This window comes from Methylobacter marinus A45, from assembly GCF_000383855.1.
GTDB lineage: Bacteria > Pseudomonadota > Gammaproteobacteria > Methylococcales > Methylomonadaceae > Methylobacter > Methylobacter marinus.
On record NZ_KB912877.1, the window covers coordinates 1,476,659 to 1,496,863 of the forward strand.

General features: G+C 61.8%; 17 protein-coding genes. 9 read left to right on the top strand and 8 right to left on the bottom strand.

What is annotated here, in order from left to right; translation table 11 throughout:
* From METMA_RS24120 to METMA_RS0106765, 7 genes are all read left to right on the top strand, one after another.
* Entirely contained in the window at positions 1 to 3,747 is a 3,747-nt protein-coding gene (locus METMA_RS24120) for an FAD-linked oxidase C-terminal domain-containing protein (protein ID WP_084254093.1), read from the top strand.
* A 210-nt stretch (positions 3,748 to 3,957) separates the two neighbouring features.
* Positions 3,958 to 4,221 (top strand): hypothetical protein, encoded by a 264-nt coding sequence (locus tag METMA_RS0106740; RefSeq protein WP_020158311.1) that lies wholly within the window; start codon positions 3,958 to 3,960, stop codon positions 4,219 to 4,221.
* The gene (locus METMA_RS0106745; RefSeq protein WP_020158312.1) at positions 4,218 to 5,363 is read left to right on the top strand and encodes a c-type cytochrome; all 1,146 of its coding nucleotides are present in this window, start codon (positions 4,218 to 4,220) and stop codon (positions 5,361 to 5,363) included. The genes METMA_RS0106740 and METMA_RS0106745 overlap by 4 nt, the downstream gene beginning before the upstream one ends.
* Positions 5,360 to 6,349, top strand: a complete 990-nt coding sequence (coxB, locus tag METMA_RS0106750; RefSeq protein ID WP_020158313.1) for a cytochrome c oxidase subunit II — start codon at positions 5,360 to 5,362, stop codon at positions 6,347 to 6,349. The genes METMA_RS0106745 and coxB (METMA_RS0106750) overlap by 4 nt, the downstream gene beginning before the upstream one ends.
* Positions 6,350 to 6,354: 5 nt before the next feature.
* On the top strand, positions 6,355 to 7,419 hold the full coding sequence (locus tag METMA_RS0106755; protein WP_020158314.1) for a sodium:calcium antiporter: 1,065 nt from the start codon (positions 6,355 to 6,357) through the stop codon (positions 7,417 to 7,419).
* Entirely contained in the window at positions 7,419 to 9,959 is a 2,541-nt protein-coding gene (gene ctaD, locus METMA_RS0106760; RefSeq protein WP_020158315.1) for a cytochrome c oxidase subunit I, read from the top strand. The genes METMA_RS0106755 and ctaD (METMA_RS0106760) overlap by 1 nt, the downstream gene beginning before the upstream one ends.
* Complete coding sequence (locus tag METMA_RS0106765; RefSeq protein ID WP_020158316.1) at positions 9,956 to 10,339, top strand: hypothetical protein; 384 nt, start codon at positions 9,956 to 9,958, stop codon at positions 10,337 to 10,339. Before ctaD (METMA_RS0106760) ends, METMA_RS0106765 begins: the two co-directional genes overlap by 4 nt.
* An 83-nt stretch (positions 10,340 to 10,422) precedes the next feature.
* Here the strand turns inward: METMA_RS0106765 and METMA_RS24125 are convergent, their stop codons facing one another.
* From METMA_RS24125 to coxB (METMA_RS0106795), 6 genes are all read right to left on the bottom strand, one after another.
* The gene (locus METMA_RS24125; RefSeq protein WP_020158317.1) at positions 10,423 to 12,411 is read right to left on the bottom strand and encodes a glycoside hydrolase family 15 protein; all 1,989 of its coding nucleotides are present in this window, start codon (positions 12,409 to 12,411) and stop codon (positions 10,423 to 10,425) included.
* A gap of 58 nt (positions 12,412 to 12,469) precedes the next feature.
* Positions 12,470 to 12,823 (bottom strand): BON domain-containing protein, encoded by a 354-nt coding sequence (locus METMA_RS0106775; protein WP_020158318.1) that lies wholly within the window; start codon positions 12,821 to 12,823, stop codon positions 12,470 to 12,472.
* Positions 12,824 to 12,916: 93 nt separating this feature from the next.
* The gene (locus tag METMA_RS0106780) at positions 12,917 to 13,105 is read right to left on the bottom strand and encodes a hypothetical protein (protein ID WP_156830463.1); all 189 of its coding nucleotides are present in this window, start codon (positions 13,103 to 13,105) and stop codon (positions 12,917 to 12,919) included.
* A 72-nt stretch (positions 13,106 to 13,177) separates the two neighbouring features.
* A complete protein-coding gene (locus METMA_RS0106785) occupies positions 13,178 to 13,528 on the bottom strand; it encodes a hypothetical protein (protein ID WP_020158320.1) in 351 nt (116 codons plus the stop codon).
* Positions 13,528 to 16,044, bottom strand: a complete 2,517-nt coding sequence (gene ctaD / locus METMA_RS0106790) for a cytochrome c oxidase subunit I (protein WP_020158321.1) — start codon at positions 16,042 to 16,044, stop codon at positions 13,528 to 13,530. Before ctaD (METMA_RS0106790) ends, METMA_RS0106785 begins: the two co-directional genes overlap by 1 nt.
* Positions 16,037 to 16,711: a cytochrome c oxidase subunit II gene (gene coxB, locus METMA_RS0106795; RefSeq protein ID WP_027147099.1), complete on the bottom strand. Its 675-nt coding sequence runs from the start codon at positions 16,709 to 16,711 to the stop codon at positions 16,037 to 16,039. The genes ctaD (METMA_RS0106790) and coxB (METMA_RS0106795) overlap by 8 nt, the downstream gene beginning before the upstream one ends.
* Before the next feature lie 63 nt (positions 16,712 to 16,774).
* Here coxB (METMA_RS0106795) and METMA_RS0106800 point away from each other — a divergent pair, with 63 nt between their 5' ends.
* Positions 16,775 to 17,227, top strand: coding sequence for a DUF2231 domain-containing protein (locus METMA_RS0106800; protein ID WP_027147100.1), 453 nt, complete (start codon positions 16,775 to 16,777; stop codon positions 17,225 to 17,227).
* Positions 17,228 to 17,272: 45 nt separating this feature from the next.
* Here the strand turns inward: METMA_RS0106800 and METMA_RS0106805 are convergent, their stop codons facing one another.
* The gene (locus tag METMA_RS0106805) at positions 17,273 to 17,686 is read right to left on the bottom strand and encodes a CopD family protein (RefSeq protein ID WP_027147101.1); all 414 of its coding nucleotides are present in this window, start codon (positions 17,684 to 17,686) and stop codon (positions 17,273 to 17,275) included.
* Between the two features lie 151 nt (positions 17,687 to 17,837).
* Positions 17,838 to 18,731 carry a lytic transglycosylase domain-containing protein gene (locus tag METMA_RS24130; protein WP_020158325.1) on the bottom strand — a complete coding sequence of 298 codons (894 nt, stop codon included), beginning with the start codon at positions 18,729 to 18,731 and terminating at the stop codon, positions 17,838 to 17,840.
* A 183-nt stretch (positions 18,732 to 18,914) separates the two neighbouring features.
* On the opposite strand from METMA_RS24130, the gene hemL reads away from it, so the two are divergent.
* Positions 18,915 to 20,195, top strand: coding sequence for a glutamate-1-semialdehyde 2,1-aminomutase (gene hemL, locus METMA_RS0106815; protein ID WP_020158326.1), 1,281 nt, complete (start codon positions 18,915 to 18,917; stop codon positions 20,193 to 20,195).
* Positions 20,196 to 20,205: the final 10 nt, after the last annotated feature.

A 20,205-nucleotide genomic window follows, 5' to 3' on the forward strand; every position in this document is an offset into this window, starting at 1 on the left:
ATGTCCCGACCCAACCATGCCGGCTACAACGACGCACCTATCGCCAGTCTGCAAGGCTCAGCCTTTCGGATTCCGACCGCCGCGCCGGAATCCGACGGCACGCTTGAATGGACGGCAACGACGCTGATACTGGCCGAAGCCCGTGCGAGCGGCAAGACCGGCATCGGCTTCAGCTATGCGGATGCCGCGGCGGCCAGGCTCATTAACGACCGGCTGGCGGCGGTGGTGGTCGGTTGCGACGCGCTGGCGGTGGCCTGCTGCTGGGAAGCCATGGTAGCCGTCATCCGCAATCAGGGGCGGCCGGGCATTTGCTCGATGGCCATTGCCGCCGTCGATAACGCGCTGTGGGACTTGAAGGCGCGGCTTCTCGAACTGCCCTTGGTTTCCCTGCTTGGACAGGCGCGCGCGGCGGTGCCGGTCTACGGCAGCGGCGGCTTTACCTCCTGCCCGACTGCCAAGTTGCAGGAACAGCTGGCCGGCTGGACGGACCGGGGCATCACCCGCGTCAAGATGAAAGTCGGCCGCGAACCGGAACAGGATCCGGCGCGCGTCGCGGCCGCGCGTGCCGCGATCGGGCCGGCCCATGAGTTGTTTGTCGATGCCAACGGCGCTTATTCGCGCAAGCAGGCCCTGGCCATGGCGCGGACCTTTGCCGAAACGGGGGTGTCCTGGTTCGAGGAGCCTGTCTCCAGCGATGATCTTGAAGGCCTGCGCTTGATCCGCGACCGGGCACCGCCGGGCATGGACATCAGCGCCGGCGAATACGGCTACGACAGCGTGTACTTCCGGCGCATGCTGCAAGCCGACGCGACGCGTTGCGCGGGGATAACCGGCTTCCTGCAGGCCGCCGCCCTGTGCCGGGCCTTCAATGTGCCGCTGTCCAGCCACTGCGCGCCGGCCATGCATGCGCACGTCTGCTGCGCGGCCGCGCCGGTACGGCATCTGGAGTATTTCTACGACCATGCGCGCATCGAGACGCTGCTGTTCGACGGCGTGGTCGTGCCGAAATCGATCGACGATGTCGTCGCCACGATCGCCGCCTGCCGCCGGCACGGCGCGCCCGTGGTCTCGCGCGGCGGCGGCACCAGCCTGGCGGGCCAGTGCTGCAATGTCGCCGTGGTCATGGACCTGTCCAAATACCTCAATCGTATCCTTGAACTCAACCCCGACGCCAAGACCGCACGGGTCGAGCCCGGCTGCGTGCTCGACGATCTGCGCGAGACCGCCGAACAGCATCATTTAACCTTTGCGCCTGACCCGGCCACGCACACGCACAACACGCTGGGCGGCATGATCGGCAACAACTCCTGCGGCATTCATGCATTGATGGGCGGCAAGACCGTCGACAACATCATCGAGCTCGATGTACTGCTCTACGACGGCACGCGCCTGACCGTCGGCCGCACCGATGCGGACGAATTCGAGCGCATCGTCGCCGAGGGCGGGCGGCGCGCCGACATCTATAAGCGGCTGAAAGCGCTGACCGACAAAGAGGCCGATCGAATCCGCAGCCGCTACCCGAAAATCCCGCGCCGCGTCTCCGGCTATAACCTGGACGAGCTGCTGCCGGAAAACGGCTTTAATGTGGCCCGCGCCCTGGTCGGCTCGGAAGGCACCTGCGCCGTGGTCCTGGCCGCCCTGGTGCGGCTGGTTGACAGTCCGCCGGTCCGCTCGCTGCTGGCGCTCGGCTATCCCGATGTATTCAGCGCCGGCGACCACGTGCCCGAGGTACTGGCGCACCAGCCTATCGGCCTTGAAGGCCTGGACGACCGCCTGGTAATGGATATGGACGCTATCAGCCTGCACCCCGAAAAAGTCGAACTGTTGCCCAAAGGCGGCGGTTGGCTGCTCGCCGAATTCGGCGGCCATGATCAACACGAGGCCGATGCGGCGGCGAAAGCCTGCATGGACGCGTTAAGGCAGTCGGACAATCCGCCAGCAATGAAATTGTTCAGCGATGCCAAGACCCAGAAAAAAGTCTGGAAAGTGCGCGAGTCGGGGCTGGGCGCGACCGCCCATGTCCCGGACAAGAAAAACACCTGGCCGGGCTGGGAGGACGCCGCCGTACCGCCCGACAAAGTCGGCGCCTATCTGCGCGATTTACGCCGGCTGCTGGACCAATACGGCTACGGCTGCGACCTGTATGGCCATTTCGGCCAGGGCTGCATCCATACCCGCATCGATTTCGATCTGGAAACGGAGGCCGGCATCCAGACCTTTCATGCCTTTTTGCACGAAGCGGCCGACCTGGTCGTCAGCTATGGCGGCTCGCTGTCCGGCGAGCACGGCGACGGGCAGGCCAGAGCGGAATTTCTGCCGAAAATGTTCGGCGAGGAATTGGTGCAGGCATTCCGTGACTTCAAATCGATCTGGGACCCGGACGGGAAAATGAACCCGGGCAAGGTCGTCGACGCCTATCCGCCGACTGAAAACCTGCGCCTGGCCGGTTTCCAGCCGGTCCAGCCGCTGACGCACTTCCGCTATCCGAAGGACAATAGCCAGTTCAGCCAGGTCGTTCTGCGTTGCGTCGGCGTCGGCAACTGCCGCCAGCAGCATGGTCAAACCATGTGCCCCAGTTACCGCGTGACGCGTGAGGAAAAACACTGCACGCGCGGCCGGGCCCGGCTGCTGTTCGAGACCCTGCGCGGAGAGGTCATTACCGATCGCTGGCAGAGCGAGGCCATGAAAGAATCGCTCGATCTGTGCCTGGCCTGCAAAGGCTGCAAGGGCGATTGCCCGGTCAAGGTCGACATGGCGACCTACAAATCCGAGTTCATGGCCCATTATTACCAGCACAAGCGCCGTCCGCGCCAGGCTTACGCGTTCGGCTGGATCGACCGCTGGGCGGCGCTGGCGGCCCATGCGCCGGGGCCGGTCAACTGGCTGGCGCAGGCGCCCGGCATCGGCGCGCTCATCAAAACCGTGGCCGGCGTGTCCTCGCAACGCCGCCTGCCGCGCTTTGCGCCGGAAACCTTCCGGCACTGGTTCAAGCATCGTGCACCCGGCAACACCGGCAAGCCGGGCGTCATGCTCTGGCCGGACACGTTCAACAATCATTTTCACCCGGCAACCGCCAAAGCGGCCGTCATGGTGCTGGAAGCGGCGGGGTTTCAGGTGCAAGTACCCGAACGGCAGATTTGCTGCGGCCGGCCGTTGTATGACTTCGGCATGCTCGATCAGGCCAGGCGCCAGTTGCGGCGGATTCTTGCCGATCTGCGCCCGGCCATCGATAGCGGCATGCCTGTTGTCGGCCTGGAACCTGCCTGCGTCGCGGTCTTCCGTGACGAACTGGTCAATCTCTTCCCCGAGGATGAAATGGCGCAACGGTTGAGCCGGCAAACCTGTTTCTTTAGCGAATTCCTGATGAAAGAGGCGCCGGATTTCCCGTTTCCGAAGCTGGCGCGGAAAGCCCTGCTGCACGGACATTGCCACCAGAAGGCCCTGGCCGGCCTGGAGCACGAGCAAGCCCTGCTCGACAGGCTCGGGCTGGACTGGCAGGATCTCGACTCGGGCTGCTGCGGCATGGCCGGCTCGTTCGGATTCGAAACAGACAAAGCCGAACTGTCGGCACAGATCGGCGAGCTGGTTTTATTGCCGGCGGTACGCAACGCCCCGCCTGACACGCTGATCGTGGCCGACGGCTACAGCTGCCGCGAGCAGATCGGACAGCTGACCGAGCGACGCGGCCTGCATATGGCGGAAGTCATACTCATGGCGATGCAAAATGGGGAGACCCGAAACGGTTAACCTGAATATTTCACCACTAAGGACACGAGCGCCGCCATCCCTGGGGTCGTTCGTGAACGCTGTGGTGTTTATGAAATATCCGGGCTAACCCTCTCTTTGGCTATAACCGTTATCGAGTTGCTGGTCAATCTGACGCACTTTAGCTCATTGCCGTTGTCAGAAGGAAAAATAACGCGATTGCCCTGACAGCTCTGCCCAGGCTGTTTATAAATGATTCCGGGACTGGTAAACGGCGGCCCTGGAATTATCAGCATCCGCTTGTGGCGGAAAAATTTTGAGAGGGAGGCGACTCGAATGCAGGCTAAGCCCATAAAGTTATTTACGTTTGCAGAACTGGCGGTCTTATCGTTACCGACTTCTTTGACGCTTTACCCTGTTGAAATCGCAGGCTCGTCCTCGATCCGCATGATGATCCCTATCGGGCTAATGACGACGGCGGCCGCCATTGTGCCAGTTTTGGAAAGCGGCTCATGACGGGGTGGGCAACCAGGCATTGGCGTGCCCTGCTGCTCTGGACGCTGGGGCTTTTTGCCGGGCTCACCCTGCTGGCGCTGATGATCGCTTATTCGGGGATTTACAACATAGCGGCCAGCGCCGGCCATCCTGCCTGGATGGAACGGTTTCTGCAGCTGGGCAAGGAGCGTTCGGTTAAATTCAACAGCCGATCCGTCAAGCCGCCGAAACAGGATTCCGCCGACCTGGTGCCGCTTGGCGCCGCGCACTTTCAAGGCACTTGCGCCACTTGTCACGGGGCGCCGGGCCAACCGGTCAACCCGGTTTTCGGGCATATGCTGCCTTCGCCTCCCGATCTGCAAAAACACGCGCATCACTGGACGCGCGAGCAGTTGTTCTGGATCGCGCGCCACGGCATTCAATTCACCGGCATGCCGGCCTGGAGCGGCGCGGGCCGCGATGATGAAGTCTGGGCGGTCGTGGCTTTTCTGGAAGCCCTGCCGTCCATGTCCGAGACCGAATACCGACGCTATGCAGGCGGCCATAGCGAAACGCAAGGCTATTCCGCCGGCACGCTCGTCAGTCAGGGGCGGCCCCGGCTTGACCTGACCGCCTGCAGCCGCTGCCACGATACGGCCGGAGCGGCGCCGCCCAGTCCTTATGTGCCGCATATTGGCGGCCAGAATGAGGCTTATCTGAGAAGGGCGCTGCATGAATATCGCGACGATTCCCGGCAGAGCGGCTTTATGGAGCCTGTCGCGGATGACCTCGATGACGAGCAAATCGATCGTTTGGCCGCCTATTATGCCTCTCTGCCGCCTTCCCCCCGCCAGCCTCCACGGCCTTCCTCCCCGCGGCTGCGCGAGCAGGGCCGCCAGCTCGCGGAACAGGGCGATCGTGCACGCAAGGTTCCGGCCTGCCTCTCATGCCACGGCGCGAACGGGCGATCGGACTATCCGCGCCTGGCCGGCCAGTCGGAACAGTATATCCGGCGGCAATTGCAGGTCTGGCGGCGAGGCGGCCGTCATAAAACCCCGCACGGCGCCATGATGTCGGTTGTCGCAAAGCGGCTGACGGACCAGCAGGTCGAGGCCGCCGCATCGTTCTTCGCGGGTCGGCCGCCACAGGCTGATCGCGTTCAGGAAGAGGCTTCGGCGCCATGAAAACGGCCCGCCCTCGCCTGCTGCCGTTTGTGGCCCTAACGCTGCTGACCCTGGCGGGCTGCGCCGGCGAGCAATCGGCATTTGCGGGGCTCGGGCCGGTTTCGTCGCGCATTACGCTGCTGACCTGGATCATGTTCATCGCCGCCGCGCTGATAACGGTTTTCATCTGTCTGCTGCTGTTTGTCGCCATCGCCGGTCCCGCCGACTGGCGGCGCCAGCTGACCCGGGTCAAAACCGTGGTGCTGGGCGGCATCGTGTTCCCGGTCGTGACCTTGAGCGCCCTGCTGATTTACGGCTTTTCAATATTGCGCGTCGGGGAAAACCTGGTGCAGGCGGAAAATGCCCTGCGTATCTCGGTGGTGGGCGAACGCTGGTGGTGGCGGGTTATTTATCGGCACGACGATGGCCATACGACGGAAGCCGCCAATGAGATACGGATTCCCACGGGACGCCCTGTCGAAATCGAGCTATCGACGGCAGACGTGATTCACAGTTTCTGGCTGCCGGCCTATGCCGGCAAGGTCGATATGATCCCCGGCCGCATCAATCGCCTGCATTTCTCCGCCGATAAGCCCGGCATCGTGCGCGGCCAATGCGCGGAATACTGTGGCGGCGCCCATGCGCTGATGGCTTTTTATGCCGTGGCCATGCCCCCCGACGACTATGACGCGTGGCTCGCCAGGGAAAAGGCGGATGCGGAACCGGCGCGCGGACACGCGGGCGAACGGCTGTTTTTAACCAGCGGCTGCGGCGGCTGCCATACCGTACGCGGCACCCGGGCCGACGGCAAAGAGGGACCGGACCTGACGCACGTCGGCGGCAGATTGTCGCTCGGCGCCGGCATACTGCCGAACACCCCGGAAAGTTTTGGCCGCTGGATCAGCCGGCACCAGCAGCTTAAGCCGGAGAATCTGATGCTGCCCTACGACTTCTTTACCGAAAGCGAGCTTCAGGCTTTGTCGGCTTACCTTAAAAGCTTGGAATAACCCCCATGGTCGATTTTAATGAACTCAGCCTGACCATTAACATGTCGATCTTTGTGGCGGCCGCCTGCGCGGTCTGGATCGCCGGCACCAAGATCGCCGCCTACGCCGATGAGCTGGCCAAGCGCTATGCCCTCAGCCAGGCGCTGATCGGCCTGTTGCTGCTCGCCGGCGTGACTTCGCTGCCGGAGATCGCCACCAGCTTTACCGCCGCGCGCAGCAACAATGCCGCGCTGGCGGTCAATAATTTGCTCGGCAGTATCGCCATGCAGGTGGCGTTACTGGCCATCGCCGACATCTTGTTCGGCAGGCGGGCGCTGACCTCGGTAGTGCCCAATCCGGTGGTGATGCTGGAGGGGGCGCTGAACATTTGCCTGCTGGCCTTTGTAGCCGTCGCCGTGCTGGTCGGCGACGTGCCGTTTCTGGGCGCCGGCGCCTGGTCATGGGGCTTGTTCGCGGCCTCCATCTACAGTTTTGTTAAAATCAGCGAAGTCGATAAACGCCGCCCCTGGGTAGTCGGCGATGCCAAAAATCACGTGCGCGGCCAAGAGGGCAGCCATGATGAAGATGACAAAGCGCGCCCTCTCAAAAACGACAGTCTGGCCCGGCTCATCGTTAAAGCGGCCATCGGCGCGCTGACAATCCTGTTCGCGGGCTATGTCGTCGCAACCGTCGGCGATGTGATCGCGCGGCAGACCGGCCTGGGCGCATCCTTTGTCGGCGTGGCCTTCGTGGCTATCGCGACATCGCTGCCGGAGGCCAGCACCGTGTTTGCCAGCGTGCGCCGCGGCCTTTATACGATGGCCATCTCCGACATCCTGGGCACCAACATTTTCAATGTGACGCTGCTGTTTGGCGTCGACGCCCTCGCGGCCGGACAGCCGGTGTTATCCCGCGTCGGCCGTTTTTCCGCGGTTGGCGCCTTGCTGGGACTGACTGCCACGGGCTTGTTTCTGATGGGGCTCATCGAACGCGCCGACCGCACGATCTGGCGCATGGGAACCGACTCGGCGGCGGTGCTTGCCGTGTATGCCGGCGGCATGGTTCTGCTTTATACCATGAGGGGGGGATAGTGGCGAACGAGGACAAAGCGACGTTACCTAACAGCCTGCCGCGCCCGGACGGCGAAAAGGATGAATTGCTGCGTATCTGGAAAACGCCAACCGGGTGGCGCTGGCTTACGGCCGTCAACAATACGGTCGTGGGGCTGCTGTATCTGGGCGCCGCTTTTGCTTTTTTCGTGCTCGCCGGCCTGCTCGCGCTGGCCATGCGCACGCAGCTGGCCGTGCCCGAGAACGATCTGCTCAGCCAGGATCTGTACAACCAGGTTTTTACCGTGCACGGCACGACCATGATGTTCCTGTTTGCGGTCCCGGCCATGGAAGCGCTGGGCGTGCTGCTGCTGCCGCAAATGCTGGCCGCGCGGGACCTGCCGTTCCCGCGCCTGAGCGCTTTCGCCGTTTGGGCCTATATCATCGGCGGCTCGGTGTTTTTCTCGACGGTTTTTTACGATCTGGCGCCTAAGGGCGGCTGGTTCATGTACCCGCCTTTGACCCTGACGGCCTATTCGCCCGGCGACAATGCCGATTTCTGGCTGTTAGGGATAGGGTTTATTGAAATCTCCGCCATCGCGGGCGCCATTGAGATTATCGTCGGCACGCTGAAGACGCGTCCGCCCGGCATGTCGCTCGATAAGCTGCCAATTTTCGGCTGGGCCATGCTGGTTTTCGCCGGCATGATCGTCGTGGCGTTCCCGGCCGTCATTCTGGCAACCATGTTTTTGGAAATCGAACGGTCTTTCGGCTGGCCGTTTTTTACCGCCTCGCGGGGCGGCGATCCTCTGCTTTGGCAGCATCTGTTCTGGTTTTTCGGCCATCCCGAGGTCTACATTATTTTCCTGCCCGCGGCCGGACTGGTGTCGATGATCGTGCCGGCCATGGCGCGCACGCCGATCATCGGTTACAAGCTGATCGTCGTGGCCCTGATCGCCACCGGTTTTTTCAGTTTCGGCTTATGGGTGCATCACATGTTCGCCACCGGCATCCCCGCGCTCAGCCTGGCCTTTTTTTCGGCGGCGAGCATGGCCGTAGCCGTGCCGTCCGGCATTCAGGTTTTTTCCTGGATCGCCACCATCGCTTCGGCCAAGAGCCGGTTCCAGTCGACCACACCGGCGCTGTTCGTGCTGGGCATGCTGTTTATTTTCACCGTCGGCGGGCTGACCGGCGTCATGGTGGCCATGGTGCCGTTCGACTGGCAGGCGCACGACACCTATTTCATCGTCGCGCATCTGCATTATGTGCTGATCGGCGGCATGGTGTTCCCGCTGTTCGCGACCTTCTATTACTGGGCGCCGATGCTCAGCACGCGCATGCTGTCCGAGCGGCTGGGAAAATGGGCCTTCTGGCTGATCTTTATCGGCTTCAATGTCGCTTTCCTGCCCATGCATGTTTCCGGTCTGCTGGGCATGCCCCGCCGCATCTGGACGTATTCGGAAGCGTCGGGCTGGGGGACCTATAATATGATCTCCACGCTGGGCGCTTACCTGATCGGGGCGGGCGTGTTGGTTTTCATCATCGACCTGCTGCGCAATTTCCGGGTCGGGGAAGGCGGCGAGACCAATCCCTGGCAAGCCGGGACCCTGGAGTGGCTGCCTTCGGATGTGTATTCCACGCGCTCCATTCCGCACGTGACCAGTCGCGAGCCTCTGTGGATGCAACCCGACCTGTCCGAACAGGTCGAGGCGGGGCGGCATTATCTGCCCAATGCCCCGACCGGCGGGCGCGAGACCATCATTACATCGACCGTTGACGCCCGGCCGCAATACATCATCCAAATGCCGGGCCCGGGCTGGGGGCATTTCCTTGCCGCCGCCTTCACCGCCGCCTTTTTTCTGCTGCTGACCATCAAAGCGGTTGCCCCGGCGCTGGTTTGCGGCGCGCTGGCCGTCGTTTGCTTCCTGGTCTGGGTATGGGAGCTTGACAAAGGCCCCGGCAAAGGACCGGTATCTATCGGCGCGGGGCTTGAGCTTCCCATCTATGTCACCGGCCCGATCGGGCATGGGTGGTGGGCCATGGTGATCCTGATGCTGGTCGCCGGCTCGCTTTATTTCGCCTATCTGTTTTCCTATCTGTATATCTGGACGGTATCTCCCGAGCAATGGCCGTCCGAAGCACAGCGTCTGCCAGGCTTGCGGTGGCCGGTGCTAAGCGCCCTGTTATTCATTGCCGGCGCGGCATGTTTTGCCATCGCGAAAAGAACCTTGGCCGAACCCGGCAGTCGGCATCCGTGGACGCCGCTGCTGATCCTGGCGGGCGCCCTGTCGAGCGTGGCGGCCGTGGGCCTGGAGATCGGGTGCCACTGGCAGGACGGCCTGAGGCCCGCGGCATCGAGCTACGGGGCCCTGGTATACATGGCCGGCATTCTAACCGGGCAGCTGGTTTTTGCCATGCTGATTATGGCGCTGTTTGTGATCGCGCGGCACTTTACCGGCAAGCTCGACCGCGTGCGTTCCGCCACGCTGGAAAACACCAGCCTGCTGGCTTACTACATCGCGGCGCAGGCGCTGATCGGTCTGCTGGTGATTCATGGCTTCCCGAGAATGATTGCGTTATGACGGCACCGAAACCGCCTTTTGCCGGAAAACCGCTTGGCGCCCTGCTGATCGCCATGGCCGGCCCGCTGGTTTGGGCGCTGCATTTTGCCGTGGTCTACGGGACTCAGCATGTCGTCTGCGCCACTCTCGCCGGCAGCCGCGCCGCTTTTTGGGTGTATCTGGCGGTTTTCGCGGCAACCGCCGTGGCGTTGCCGGTGTTACTGCTGTTAATCGCCAAGCCCGGTATTGCGCGGCATACGGTAAGGCGCGGAGCGGTAACGAAACGGGCGCAAGCGTTTCTGACAGGTATCATGCGCTTGCTGGCGCTGTTGTCCTTTTTTGGCGTGTTATGGGCCGGCAGCGCGGCACTGCTGCTGCCGGCCTGCGCGTCGCTCGCATGACCGGAGGGCTTATCGGCGCCGAGGCCATGGCCGCCTCGCTAAAATCCGGCAACCTCAAGCCGCGACAATGGCGACTTGCTCGATTACGCCCCTGAATCGTCCGGGCGGCGATCCCGATGCCCTAACTCCAGCTTCGATGCCGAAGTCGGCCGGAACGCGCCTTTCCGGCCAGTCTCTTTCAGCATGGCCCAGTGCGCCTGAAAACCTGTCATGATTTCGATAACCCGATGGATGCGGTCCGCGCGCGTCCCTTGCATTGCGGACGCGCCTTCTTTACTGAACAGCGCCAGATGGGCGGCATTATTGATCAGCGCCAGATGGGTGAAGGCTTGGGGAAAATTGCCCAGGAACTCGCCGGTATCAGGATCAATCTCTTCCGAGAACAGCCCGACATCATTGGCTTTATTCAACAGACGCTCATACAGCGCCTTCGCTTCCGGGTACCGATCCGCGACCAGAAGCGCGTCGACCAGCCAGAAACTGCAGATTAAAAAAGCCCCTTCCTGGCCGGCCAGATAGTCATGCCGCTTATAGCGGTGCAGGAAATCACCCTGCCCCAGTTCCTGCCGGATCTGCTCGATCGTCGCTTGCAGCACGTTCTCGCCGAGCGGGAAGCCGACCAGCGGCGCCAGCAGCAACGAGGCATCGGTCGCCGGATGGCCAAACGCTTGCCGAAGGTAGCGCTTGCCGGGCTCAAGGCCATGCGCTTCGATGGCTTCCAGGATCTGCTCGCGTGCCGAAGTCCAGCCCTCGCGAACCCCAAACAGGCGTTCGGCATTGTCCAGCGCCACCCAGCACATGATTTTGCCGTAGACATAATGCCGCGGAGGTCCGCGTATCTCCCAAATGCTCTGGCCGCCTTCCTGCCAATGATCCTTGATGTAATCCGCCAAAAGCACCAGCGTTTCCCGTTCCCGCCGGCCAAACTGCCCGCCCAGCGACTGGTACAGATAGGCCCATGCGATCACCTCGCCGTAGGCATCGAGCTGCTCCTGATCGTAGGCCGCGTTGCCGTTGCGCACGGGCCGGCTCTTGCGGTAGCCTTCCAGATGGTCGAACAGCGTTTCGGTCAGCGTCGTCTCGCCGTTGATGCCGTACATGATCTGGATGACGTTGCCGGCGCCGGCGCCCTTGCATTCCTCGTAGAGAAAGTCCGAGAAGCGCCGCGCCTCGCCACTGTAACCGAGCACGGTCAAGGCATAAAGCGTGAAGGTCGCGTCACGGAGCCAGCAGTAACGATAGTCCCAGTTGCGCTCGCCGCCGATCGCTTCGGGCAGCGAACAGGTCGGCGCGGCCACGATGGCGCCGGTGGGCGCATAGGTCAACAGTTTCAGGGTCAGCGCGCTTCTGAGCACGGCCTCCTGATAAGGGCCACGGTAATGGCAGTCCAGCGCCCACTCCCGCCAGAACGCCTGGGTGGTCCGGAAGACGTCATCAACCAGGGTTTTCGTCATGAAAGGCCCGTCTTCGTCCGGTTCGGCCATGACCACAAAGCAGTATCGCTCCCCTTGCTGAACCGGAAACCCGGCTTCCGCCACGTCGCCTTTCAGGGAAAACGCCACATCCGGGGCAAACAGGGCCGGCCCTTCCGGCACGCTGATGCCGCTGCCGGTTTTTACCAGCCGGGCCGGCGCTCTGGCGAACTCCACCGAAGGTCGATAGCGGATCCGGACGTCAACCGCGCCGTCCACACAGTCCAGCAGGCGGACGAGCCAGTATGGCGCCCTGAGCGAAACATAATCGTGCTCGCCGGCATCGGGCCGGCGGCCCACGGGCATGAAGTCCGTGACCCGCACCGACCCGGATGCGGCTGTAAAGCAGGTCTGCAAAATAGCCGTATCATGGATATAAGCCCGTGTGCTTTCGGCCGGTTCGTCGGCGCTGATTTGAAAATATCCGCCCTTGCCTGCATCCAGTATCCGGCAAAAAACCGGATCGGCGTCAAACCTGACCAGCGAGCACCAGTCGATGCTGCCGTCGCGCGCCACCAGGGCCGAGCCATGGCAGTCGCCGATCAGCGCGTAATCGCGGATCGGCGCGTAAGGGGAACGACGGTCTTGTTCTTCCGTCATACTGCCGTCCCCGCCTTCAGCCGCAACGGCATCACCTTATTCGCCTTCGGGCCTGTTTTTACTGCGCACTTTTAAGTTGCAGGTTATTTTCCACGGACTTGACGCCTTCGACGCGTTGGGCAACCTCGGCCGCTTCATTGATATCCGCCTGAGAGTCCACGAAGCCGTTTAATTGCACGACGCCCTGATTGGTTTCGACATTGATGTCAAAGGCACTCAGTCTGGCATCATTGACTATGGCCGCCTTGACCTTGGTGGTGATCATGGCGTCGTCAACATATTCGCCGGCGGTATATTCGCCGCCTCCGGCCGCGATATCCAGCCTTTCCCCGGCTATCGCGGTTCCGTAACCGACTGTTGAGGTCAATACCAGCGCCAGGAAAAAAGCAGGGCAATGTTTGAATGATTTCATAACGAACCTCCTGATGTAATGATTAAATGACAACGGTCTAGCATGATGGATACCCGGATATCGAAAAGCACATGCTTATGAGGCGAAACGGTATTATCTCGCCGGGCAAGCGTGCGCCACTCTGGCTTGGCTGACAGCATCCTCCAGACGTAAAAACCAACCGGACCCGGAAGGATCAGGTATTACGGCAGAAGACAGGCTCTGGCTTAAAGATTGGGCATCATCCAGCTGTATAACAACATTAGCCTCCAAACCAGCCACCGTCAGTTCGATGTCGAACATAAGGCGCATCTCGTTTCATTCATTATCGTGCCTGTCCTGATTGCCGGATCTGAAAAATGTGCCCGCGCCAATTCACAGGCATGGCGGCAACAGCACCGCCATCAGCCCCAGGCTCAGCGTCGCGATGGCGCCTATCAGATTGATGCCCATGCCCAGCCTGGCGATGAACCGGTGTGACGAACCGTTTCGCCTGTCGCCGGCGCTGGCCGCGCGCCAGCAGTCGTAGGCCCAGTACAGCAGAAACCCGGTAACCGCCAGGGTACTGAACAGCAACGCGACATTAATCCAGGTGAAAGGACCATGCTCGGCCGGCGGCGGCGCCACCTCGCAGGCATACGACAAGGCGCCGTACATCAAGGCAAACCAGATGATCCAGACAGCCAACCCCAAAGCCAACTGAAATGGATTGTAAGGCGATATCATCAGGCACCTCCCCAGGCGATAGGCAACAGCACGATGGCTGCGAAACTGACCCAGAAGATGACGACCGTGTAAAACCACCAGGGCTCCACGACCGCCAGTTCGTAGGGCGCGGCTTTGCCGACATAACCGCAAGCCACGCGCCAGGCCTGCAGCACGGTCATGATCACGGCAAGCCCGCTGTGGAACAGCTGGTTCATCAGCATCACCGAAATAACGGCGTCATGGGCGGTTTGCGTGGGGACCAGCGTCGAATCCGCCCAGACCCAGATCAGCATGCCGCAGTGCAGCAAGCCAAGCACCGATATGCCCCACAGCCAGCCGCGCAGATGACTGTCCAGTCCCTCGCGCAGCCGCTGCACGACACGGATGTAACAGATCACGGCGACGGTCAACAGGGCGCCGCTGATCAGCAACGGCATCCAGGCCAGCGGCGCCGTCTCGGGCACCTGCCAGTGCGGCGCCACGGTCCACAGATACAGCCAGCCGAACAGCAGGGACAAAAACAGAGCGCCATCGGCCAGCAATGTCACGACCATGCCCCACAAACCGGGGCTGTCAAACGTACGCGAATGCAAGGGCGGGTAGCCGGGCATGACCTCGGCATCGGGCGCCGCCAGAGGATGCGCGCCGTTTATCCAGGACCAGCGCAGCAGCAGCACCAGGCTGACCCCAACCGCAACCAGCGCCAGGCTATAAGTCCTGATCAACAGACTGATGCACAGCACCGACAACGCCAGCGCCGCGTAAAAAGGCAGCCAGGAATTGCCGGGCAGATGTATGATGTCCCGCACCCTGCCGGTCACCGCGTCCGACCCCCAGGTCTCGCGCCGGCCGTGTTCGATCTCCGGCAGGGTATGGCGGCCTTCGGCAACGGTCGCCTGCAGGTCCGGCTGATCCCACAGCGGATGCCGCATCGGATAGGCCGGCAGGCTGATGAAATTGTACGGTTCGGGCGGTATGTCGGTGGCCCACTCCAGCGTGTCGGCCTGCCACGGATTCGTCCCGGCCGGCCGGCCGAAGCGGAAATGCAAGGCGATATCGAGCAGCACCATCGCGATGCCCATGGCGGTAATGAAGCCGCCTATCGACGAGAGGCTGTTGGGCAGGTCCCAGCCCAGGCCCGCCGGATAGGTGTAAACGCGCCGCGGCATGCCCAGCAGCCCGGTCAGATGCATGACCAGAAACGTGGTATTGAAACCGATAAAGGTCAGCCAGAACCCCCAGCGCGCAAGCTTGTCGGACGGCATGCGTCCGGAAAAATGCGGCAGCCAGTAGTACAGGCCCGCGATGACCGGAAACAGCATGCCGCCAAACAACACATAATGCATGTGCGCCACCACGAAATGGGTGTCGTGCACCTGCCAGTTGAACGGCACCAGCGCCAGCATGACGCCGGTCAATCCGCCGGCCACGAAGATAATCAGAAACCCGACCAGCCAAAGCATCGGCACATGATAGACCGGCCGCCCGGTCCATAGCGTCGCCAGCCAGGCGAAAATCTGGATGCCGGTGGGAATCGCGATCAGCATGCTGGCCATCGAAAAGAACGCCTGCGCCAGTTTCGGAATGCCGATGGCAAACATGTGATGCACCCACAGACCGAAGCTGATGAAGCCGGTCGCGATGACGGCCAGCACGATCCACTGGTAAGCGACGATAGACCGGCGCGCGAACACCGGCAGCAGCGTCGACACGATGCCCGCGGCCGGCAGGAAGATGATGTAAACCTCGGGATGGCCGAACAGCCAGAACAGATGCTGCCAGAGAATGGAATCGCCGCCGCGCGCGACATCGAAGAACGGCATGCCGGCCGAGCGTTCCAGCTCCAGCAGGATACTGCCCAAGATCAGCGGCGGAAAGCCGAACACGATCATCAGCGCCATGACCAGTATGTACCAGCAATACAGCGGCATGTGCAGCAGCCCCATGCCGGACGTGCGGCTGCGCAGGATCGACACGACCAGTTCGACCCCGGCCGACACCGCCGAGATCTCGATAAAGGTCACTCCCAGCAGCCAGAAGTCGGCGCTCGGCCCCGGCGAGTAAACGGCATTGCTCAACGGCGTGTACATGAACCAGCCGGCCGCCGGCGCGATGCCCAGCACCAGGCTGGACATCAGAATAAGGCTGCCGAACAGATAACAAAAGTAGCCGAAAGCGCTGAGCCGCGGAAACAGCAGGTCGCGCGCGCCGAGCATTTTCGGCACCAGATAGAGCGCCATCCCCTCCAATATCGGCACCGCGAACAAAAACATCATGACCGTGCCGTGCATGGTAAACAATTGATCGTAGAGTTTCGGGGCGATCAGTGTCTGCTCCGGCAAGGCCAGTTGCGTGCGCATCAGCATCGCCATCAGTCCGCCGATCAGGAAGAACACCCCGCCCGTGACCATGAAGCGGATGCCGATCGCGGTATGGTTGACGATGGTCAATGCCCGCCAGCCGCTCGGATTGCCCCAGACCGCCATGAACTCGTCATGGAGCGCGGCGCGGTCTTTTCCGTGAGATTCATTCATGCTGATGCGCCTCCAGCCAGGCCTTGAATGCTTCCGGCGTATGCGCTTCCACCGCCAATACCATACGGGCATGCCCCTTGCCGCAGAATTCCGCGCACTGCCCGCGAAAACGGCCCGGCGCGTCGGCTTGAATACGCAGGATATTGATGTGGCCAGGAATCATGTCGATTTTGCCGGCCAGTCTCGGCACCCAGAACGAATGAATCACATCGCTGCTGGTCACGTGGATATCGACCGGCACGCCGGCCGGCAGGTGCAGTTCGTTCTTTGCCACGGCGCCGGACTCGGGATAGCGCACTTCCCACCACCACTGATGCCCTGTTACATCGATACGCAGCGGCGGCTCTTCCATCGGCAACGGCAACATGCGGTAGCCCAGGGGTATGCCGAAGCCGATCAGCACGGCAATGGTGATGATCGGCAGGATCAAGCCGCCGCCGACAATCCATTGATGATAAATCCGGCGGGTCTGCCCTTCGGTATACGACTTCGGCTTGCGCCACATCGCATACAGCCATAATGCCGTGACCGCCACCAGCACCAGCGTGAAAAAACCGAACATGCCCCACCAGAGCCCGGCTATGGCAAGCGCTGACGGTCCCGCCGGATCCAGCGAGGATTGCGGACCGCTGCAGCCGCCCAGAAAAAAAATGATGCCAATGGGCACTGGCAAAGCTAAACTGAGACTAACCGTTAACGATTCCGCTTTCAACCGCGAAGGGAGGCCGTCATGACGAATGAACCTATCCGCAGTCTCATGTCCATCGCCGGACACCCGGTTCACCCGATGCTGATTCATTTTCCCGTGGCTTTCCTGCTCGGACTGGTCGGCGCCGATCTGGCCTATGTCTATACCGCCGACCCGTTCTGGGCGCGCGTCGGCCTGTGGCTGGCGGGACTGGGCAGCCTGGGCGGCTGGCTGGCGGGACTGGCGGGACTGGGCGACCTGGTCTTGGTGCGGCGCATCCGCAACCTGATCATCGCCTGGAGCCATGCGTTGATGGCCGTCATGACACTGTCGCTGGCTTCGCTCAACTGGCTGCTGCGTTTTAACGACGCGAACGGCTTCAATCCCTGGGGCTTGTATCTGTCGTTGCTGACGGCAGCGCTGATCACCGTTACCAGCCTGCTGGGCGGGCAAATGGTGTACGGACATGCCATCGGGGTCGATGTCAAGCATTGATCCTCTGCTTTGCCGGTTCAGTTTCAGATATCGCAACGCCGACTCCTAAAAGGGTTTAGTCAACACAATCCAGACAATCGCCGGGATCAGCAGGGCAACCGCGGCGCCCAGCAGCACGCAAGGGAGCGTCACGGTTTTGTAGGGCGCCGTCAGCGTGCGCAGCAGCATCCAGCCGACAACGGCATGGCACACGACCAGTACAACGACCAGCGTGAGCTTTAGAATGAGCCACGGTTCAACGATGCGGCCCGTGATAAAAACGGCTGTGCCGGAAGCAATGGCGATTAAGGCGGCCGGCGTCGCGAACAGGCTGAACACCATGATGGTCACAGCCTGATGGCGTTGCAGGCCAATGGCCGTCTGCTGGGAAGCCGTGCCGGCGATCAGCGCGGGCAAATAGAGCAGTGAGCCGCACCAGCATAAAACAGCGGAGATATGTAACAGCAAAAGCCAGAGCACAACCCCTCCCCTTTCCATTATCGCAGCCCATCTCCGCCAGCTCCGGAGCTGAACAGGCTTAACTCGGTGTTTATCAGAAACTTATAGGGAATGAATAGTTCAGTCTGTGCGGTAGCGTACGTATCGCGTTAACCGCGGCGTACCCCGCCGGTTACTCGGCGTATTTCGGATCGAACGGGTGTTCCGTGCGGCGGTAAAGCCTCAATACTTTTTTCACATATTGCTGCGTTTCAGGATAAGGCGGCACGCCCCGGTAGCGGTCGACGGCACCTTCGCCGGCATTGTAACCGGCGGCGACCAGCGCCACATTGCCTTCATAGCGCGCCAGCAGCCAGCGCAGGTAGGCCAGGCCGCCGCGGATATTTTGCGTGGCGTTGAAAGCGTCCTTGACATTGAACCGGTTCGCCGTGCCGGGGATCAGCTGCATGAGCCCCATGGCGTTTTTTGCCGAGCGCGCCTTCGGTTCGAAGTTGGATTCGACGCTGATGATGGACAAGGCCAGGCGCGCGTCGACCTGATACCAGGGCGACATCGTTTTGACCAGTTTGACTATCCATTTTTTGCCGGCCGGCAAGCGCCGGATGGTTTTCTCAAGATCCAGGAGCTTACCGGCCGATAAGCCGTAACCGCGAGGCTTCTCCGGCAGGCGGCCTTCAACGGTCATGCATGCGGGCAATTCGGATGAAACCAGATGCACGGTTTCGAGCATGGCTTGCGCCTCATAATGGCCCTGCCGGCCGGCCAGGGAAAACAGCGCGGCGGCCAGCGCGCGGTTTTCGGGCACGCCTTCGCCGAATGCGTACAACATGCCCAGCTGATACTGCGCCTCGGTACTGCCCAGTCTTGCCGCCTGGCAATAACGCCCTGCCGCCCGCCACAAATCCAGCGGCTTGAAAGCGTGTTTCGCCAGTTTGGCGCCTTCGCTCAGCAGGCGCCGCGTGACCGGCGGCTCCAGTTCCAGCTCCACGGCTTCAGCCGGCAGTATGGGCCACGCGCAAGTCGCCAGCCATAGCGCGACGCACATGGCCCGGTTAAATCTGATCATCAGTACTTTACCTGTAGGGATAGCCTTACCTTGATATGGGCCGGTTGCGGGAATTATAAAATTCACGTTCCTAAGCATAGACAAGCTCAGGCATTTAGCCAGTGAACCGCCCTCCCTCTTCCCATCAAGGCCAAGTTCCCCTATCCTGTACGGCACTGAAAATTAACCTTAACCAAAAAAATTATGACTGAAGCAGCTGTTTTATTTTCCGATGCCAAACGCGTCATTCCGGGCGGCGTGAACTCGCCGGTCCGCTCTTTCAGCGGCGTAGGCGGCACGCCCGTATTCATCGACCATGCCAGTGGCGCTTATATTTACGACAGCCAGGGCAACCGTTATATCGATTACGTCGGCTCGTGGGGTCCCATGATTCTGGGCCATGCCCATCCCGAAGTGATCGCGGCGGTCAGGGACGCCGCCGAAAAAGGCCTGAGCTTCGGCGCGCCGACCGAAATCGAAACAATTATGGCCCAGCGCGTGACCGAGCTGGTGCCGTCCATCGATCTGGTCAGAATGGTCAGCTCCGGCACCGAAGCGACCATGAGCGCGATCCGGCTGGCGCGCGGCTATACCGGCCGCGACAAGATCGTCAAATTCGAAGGCTGCTATCACGGCCATTCCGACTCCCTGCTGGTCAAGGCCGGCTCCGGCGCATTGACGCTGGGTGTGCCGAGCTCGCCGGGCGTGCCGGCCGCCTTCGCCGAAAACACCATTACCCTGGCCTATAACAACATCGAGGCGGTCAAGACACTGTTTGCCGACATCGGCGAGCAGATCGCCTGCATCATCGTCGAGCCGGTCGCCGGCAACATGAACTGCATCCCGCCGGTGCCGGGCTTCCTGGAAACTTTGCGCGAGGTCTGCGACCAGTACGGCAGCGTGCTGATCTTCGATGAGGTCATGACCGGCTTCCGGGTCGGCCTGCACGGCGCGCAAGGTCTGTACGGCATTCCCCCCGACCTGACGACGCTGGGCAAGGTCATCGGCGGCGGCATGCCGGTCGGCGCCTTCGGCGGCAAGCGCAAGATCATGGAATGCCTGGCGCCGCTGGGCCCCGTCTATCAGGCCGGCACCTTGTCCGGCAACCCGGTCGCGATGGCCGCCGGCCTGAAGACGCTGGAGCTGATCTCGCGCCCCGGCTTCTTCGAGGAGCTGGCGGCCAAAACCGAAACACTGACGGCGGGCATGCAGCAGCGCGCGCAGCAGGCCGGCATCGCGCTGACCACCAATACGGTCGGCGGCATGTTCGGGCTGTTTTTCACCGCAGCCGGGCAGGTCACGAGCTTCGCCCAGGCCACGGAATGCGACCAGAACCTGTTCAAACGCTTCTTCCATGCCATGCTGGAGCAAGGCGTTTATCTGGCGCCGTCGGCGTTTGAAGCTGGGTTTGTATCCATCGCGCATACGGACGACGACCTGAGCCAGACGCTCGATACCGCCGAGGCCATCTTCAGGCGCTTATAAACCGGTTCAG

Bases quoted from the DNA above. Each gene is read 5' to 3' on its own strand.
- METMA_RS24130 (WP_020158325.1), bottom strand. From the start codon at position 18,731: ATGATCAGATTTAACCGGGCCATGTGCGTCGCGCTATGGCTGGCGACT.
- METMA_RS0106800 (WP_027147100.1), top strand. From the start codon at position 16,775: ATGACGAATGAACCTATCCGCAGTCTCATGTCCATCGCCGGACACCCG.
- coxB (WP_020158313.1), top strand. From the start codon at position 5,360: ATGAAAACGGCCCGCCCTCGCCTGCTGCCGTTTGTGGCCCTAACGCTG.
- METMA_RS0106740 (WP_020158311.1), top strand. From the start codon at position 3,958: ATGATTCCGGGACTGGTAAACGGCGGCCCTGGAATTATCAGCATCCGC.
- METMA_RS24125 (WP_020158317.1), bottom strand. From the start codon at position 12,411: ATGACGGAAGAACAAGACCGTCGTTCCCCTTACGCGCCGATCCGCGAT.
- METMA_RS0106745 (WP_020158312.1), top strand. From the start codon at position 4,218: ATGACGGGGTGGGCAACCAGGCATTGGCGTGCCCTGCTGCTCTGGACG.
- METMA_RS0106785 (WP_020158320.1), bottom strand. From the start codon at position 13,528: ATGATATCGCCTTACAATCCATTTCAGTTGGCTTTGGGGTTGGCTGTC.
- METMA_RS0106775 (WP_020158318.1), bottom strand. From the start codon at position 12,823: ATGAAATCATTCAAACATTGCCCTGCTTTTTTCCTGGCGCTGGTATTG.
- METMA_RS0106755 (WP_020158314.1), top strand. From the start codon at position 6,355: ATGGTCGATTTTAATGAACTCAGCCTGACCATTAACATGTCGATCTTT.
- METMA_RS0106765 (WP_020158316.1), top strand. From the start codon at position 9,956: ATGACGGCACCGAAACCGCCTTTTGCCGGAAAACCGCTTGGCGCCCTG.
- METMA_RS0106780 (WP_156830463.1), bottom strand. From the start codon at position 13,105: ATGTTCGACATCGAACTGACGGTGGCTGGTTTGGAGGCTAATGTTGTT.
- ctaD (WP_020158321.1), bottom strand. From the start codon at position 16,044: ATGAATGAATCTCACGGAAAAGACCGCGCCGCGCTCCATGACGAGTTC.
- METMA_RS24120 (WP_084254093.1), top strand. From the start codon at position 1: ATGTCCCGACCCAACCATGCCGGCTACAACGACGCACCTATCGCCAGT.
- hemL (WP_020158326.1), top strand. From the start codon at position 18,915: ATGACTGAAGCAGCTGTTTTATTTTCCGATGCCAAACGCGTCATTCCG.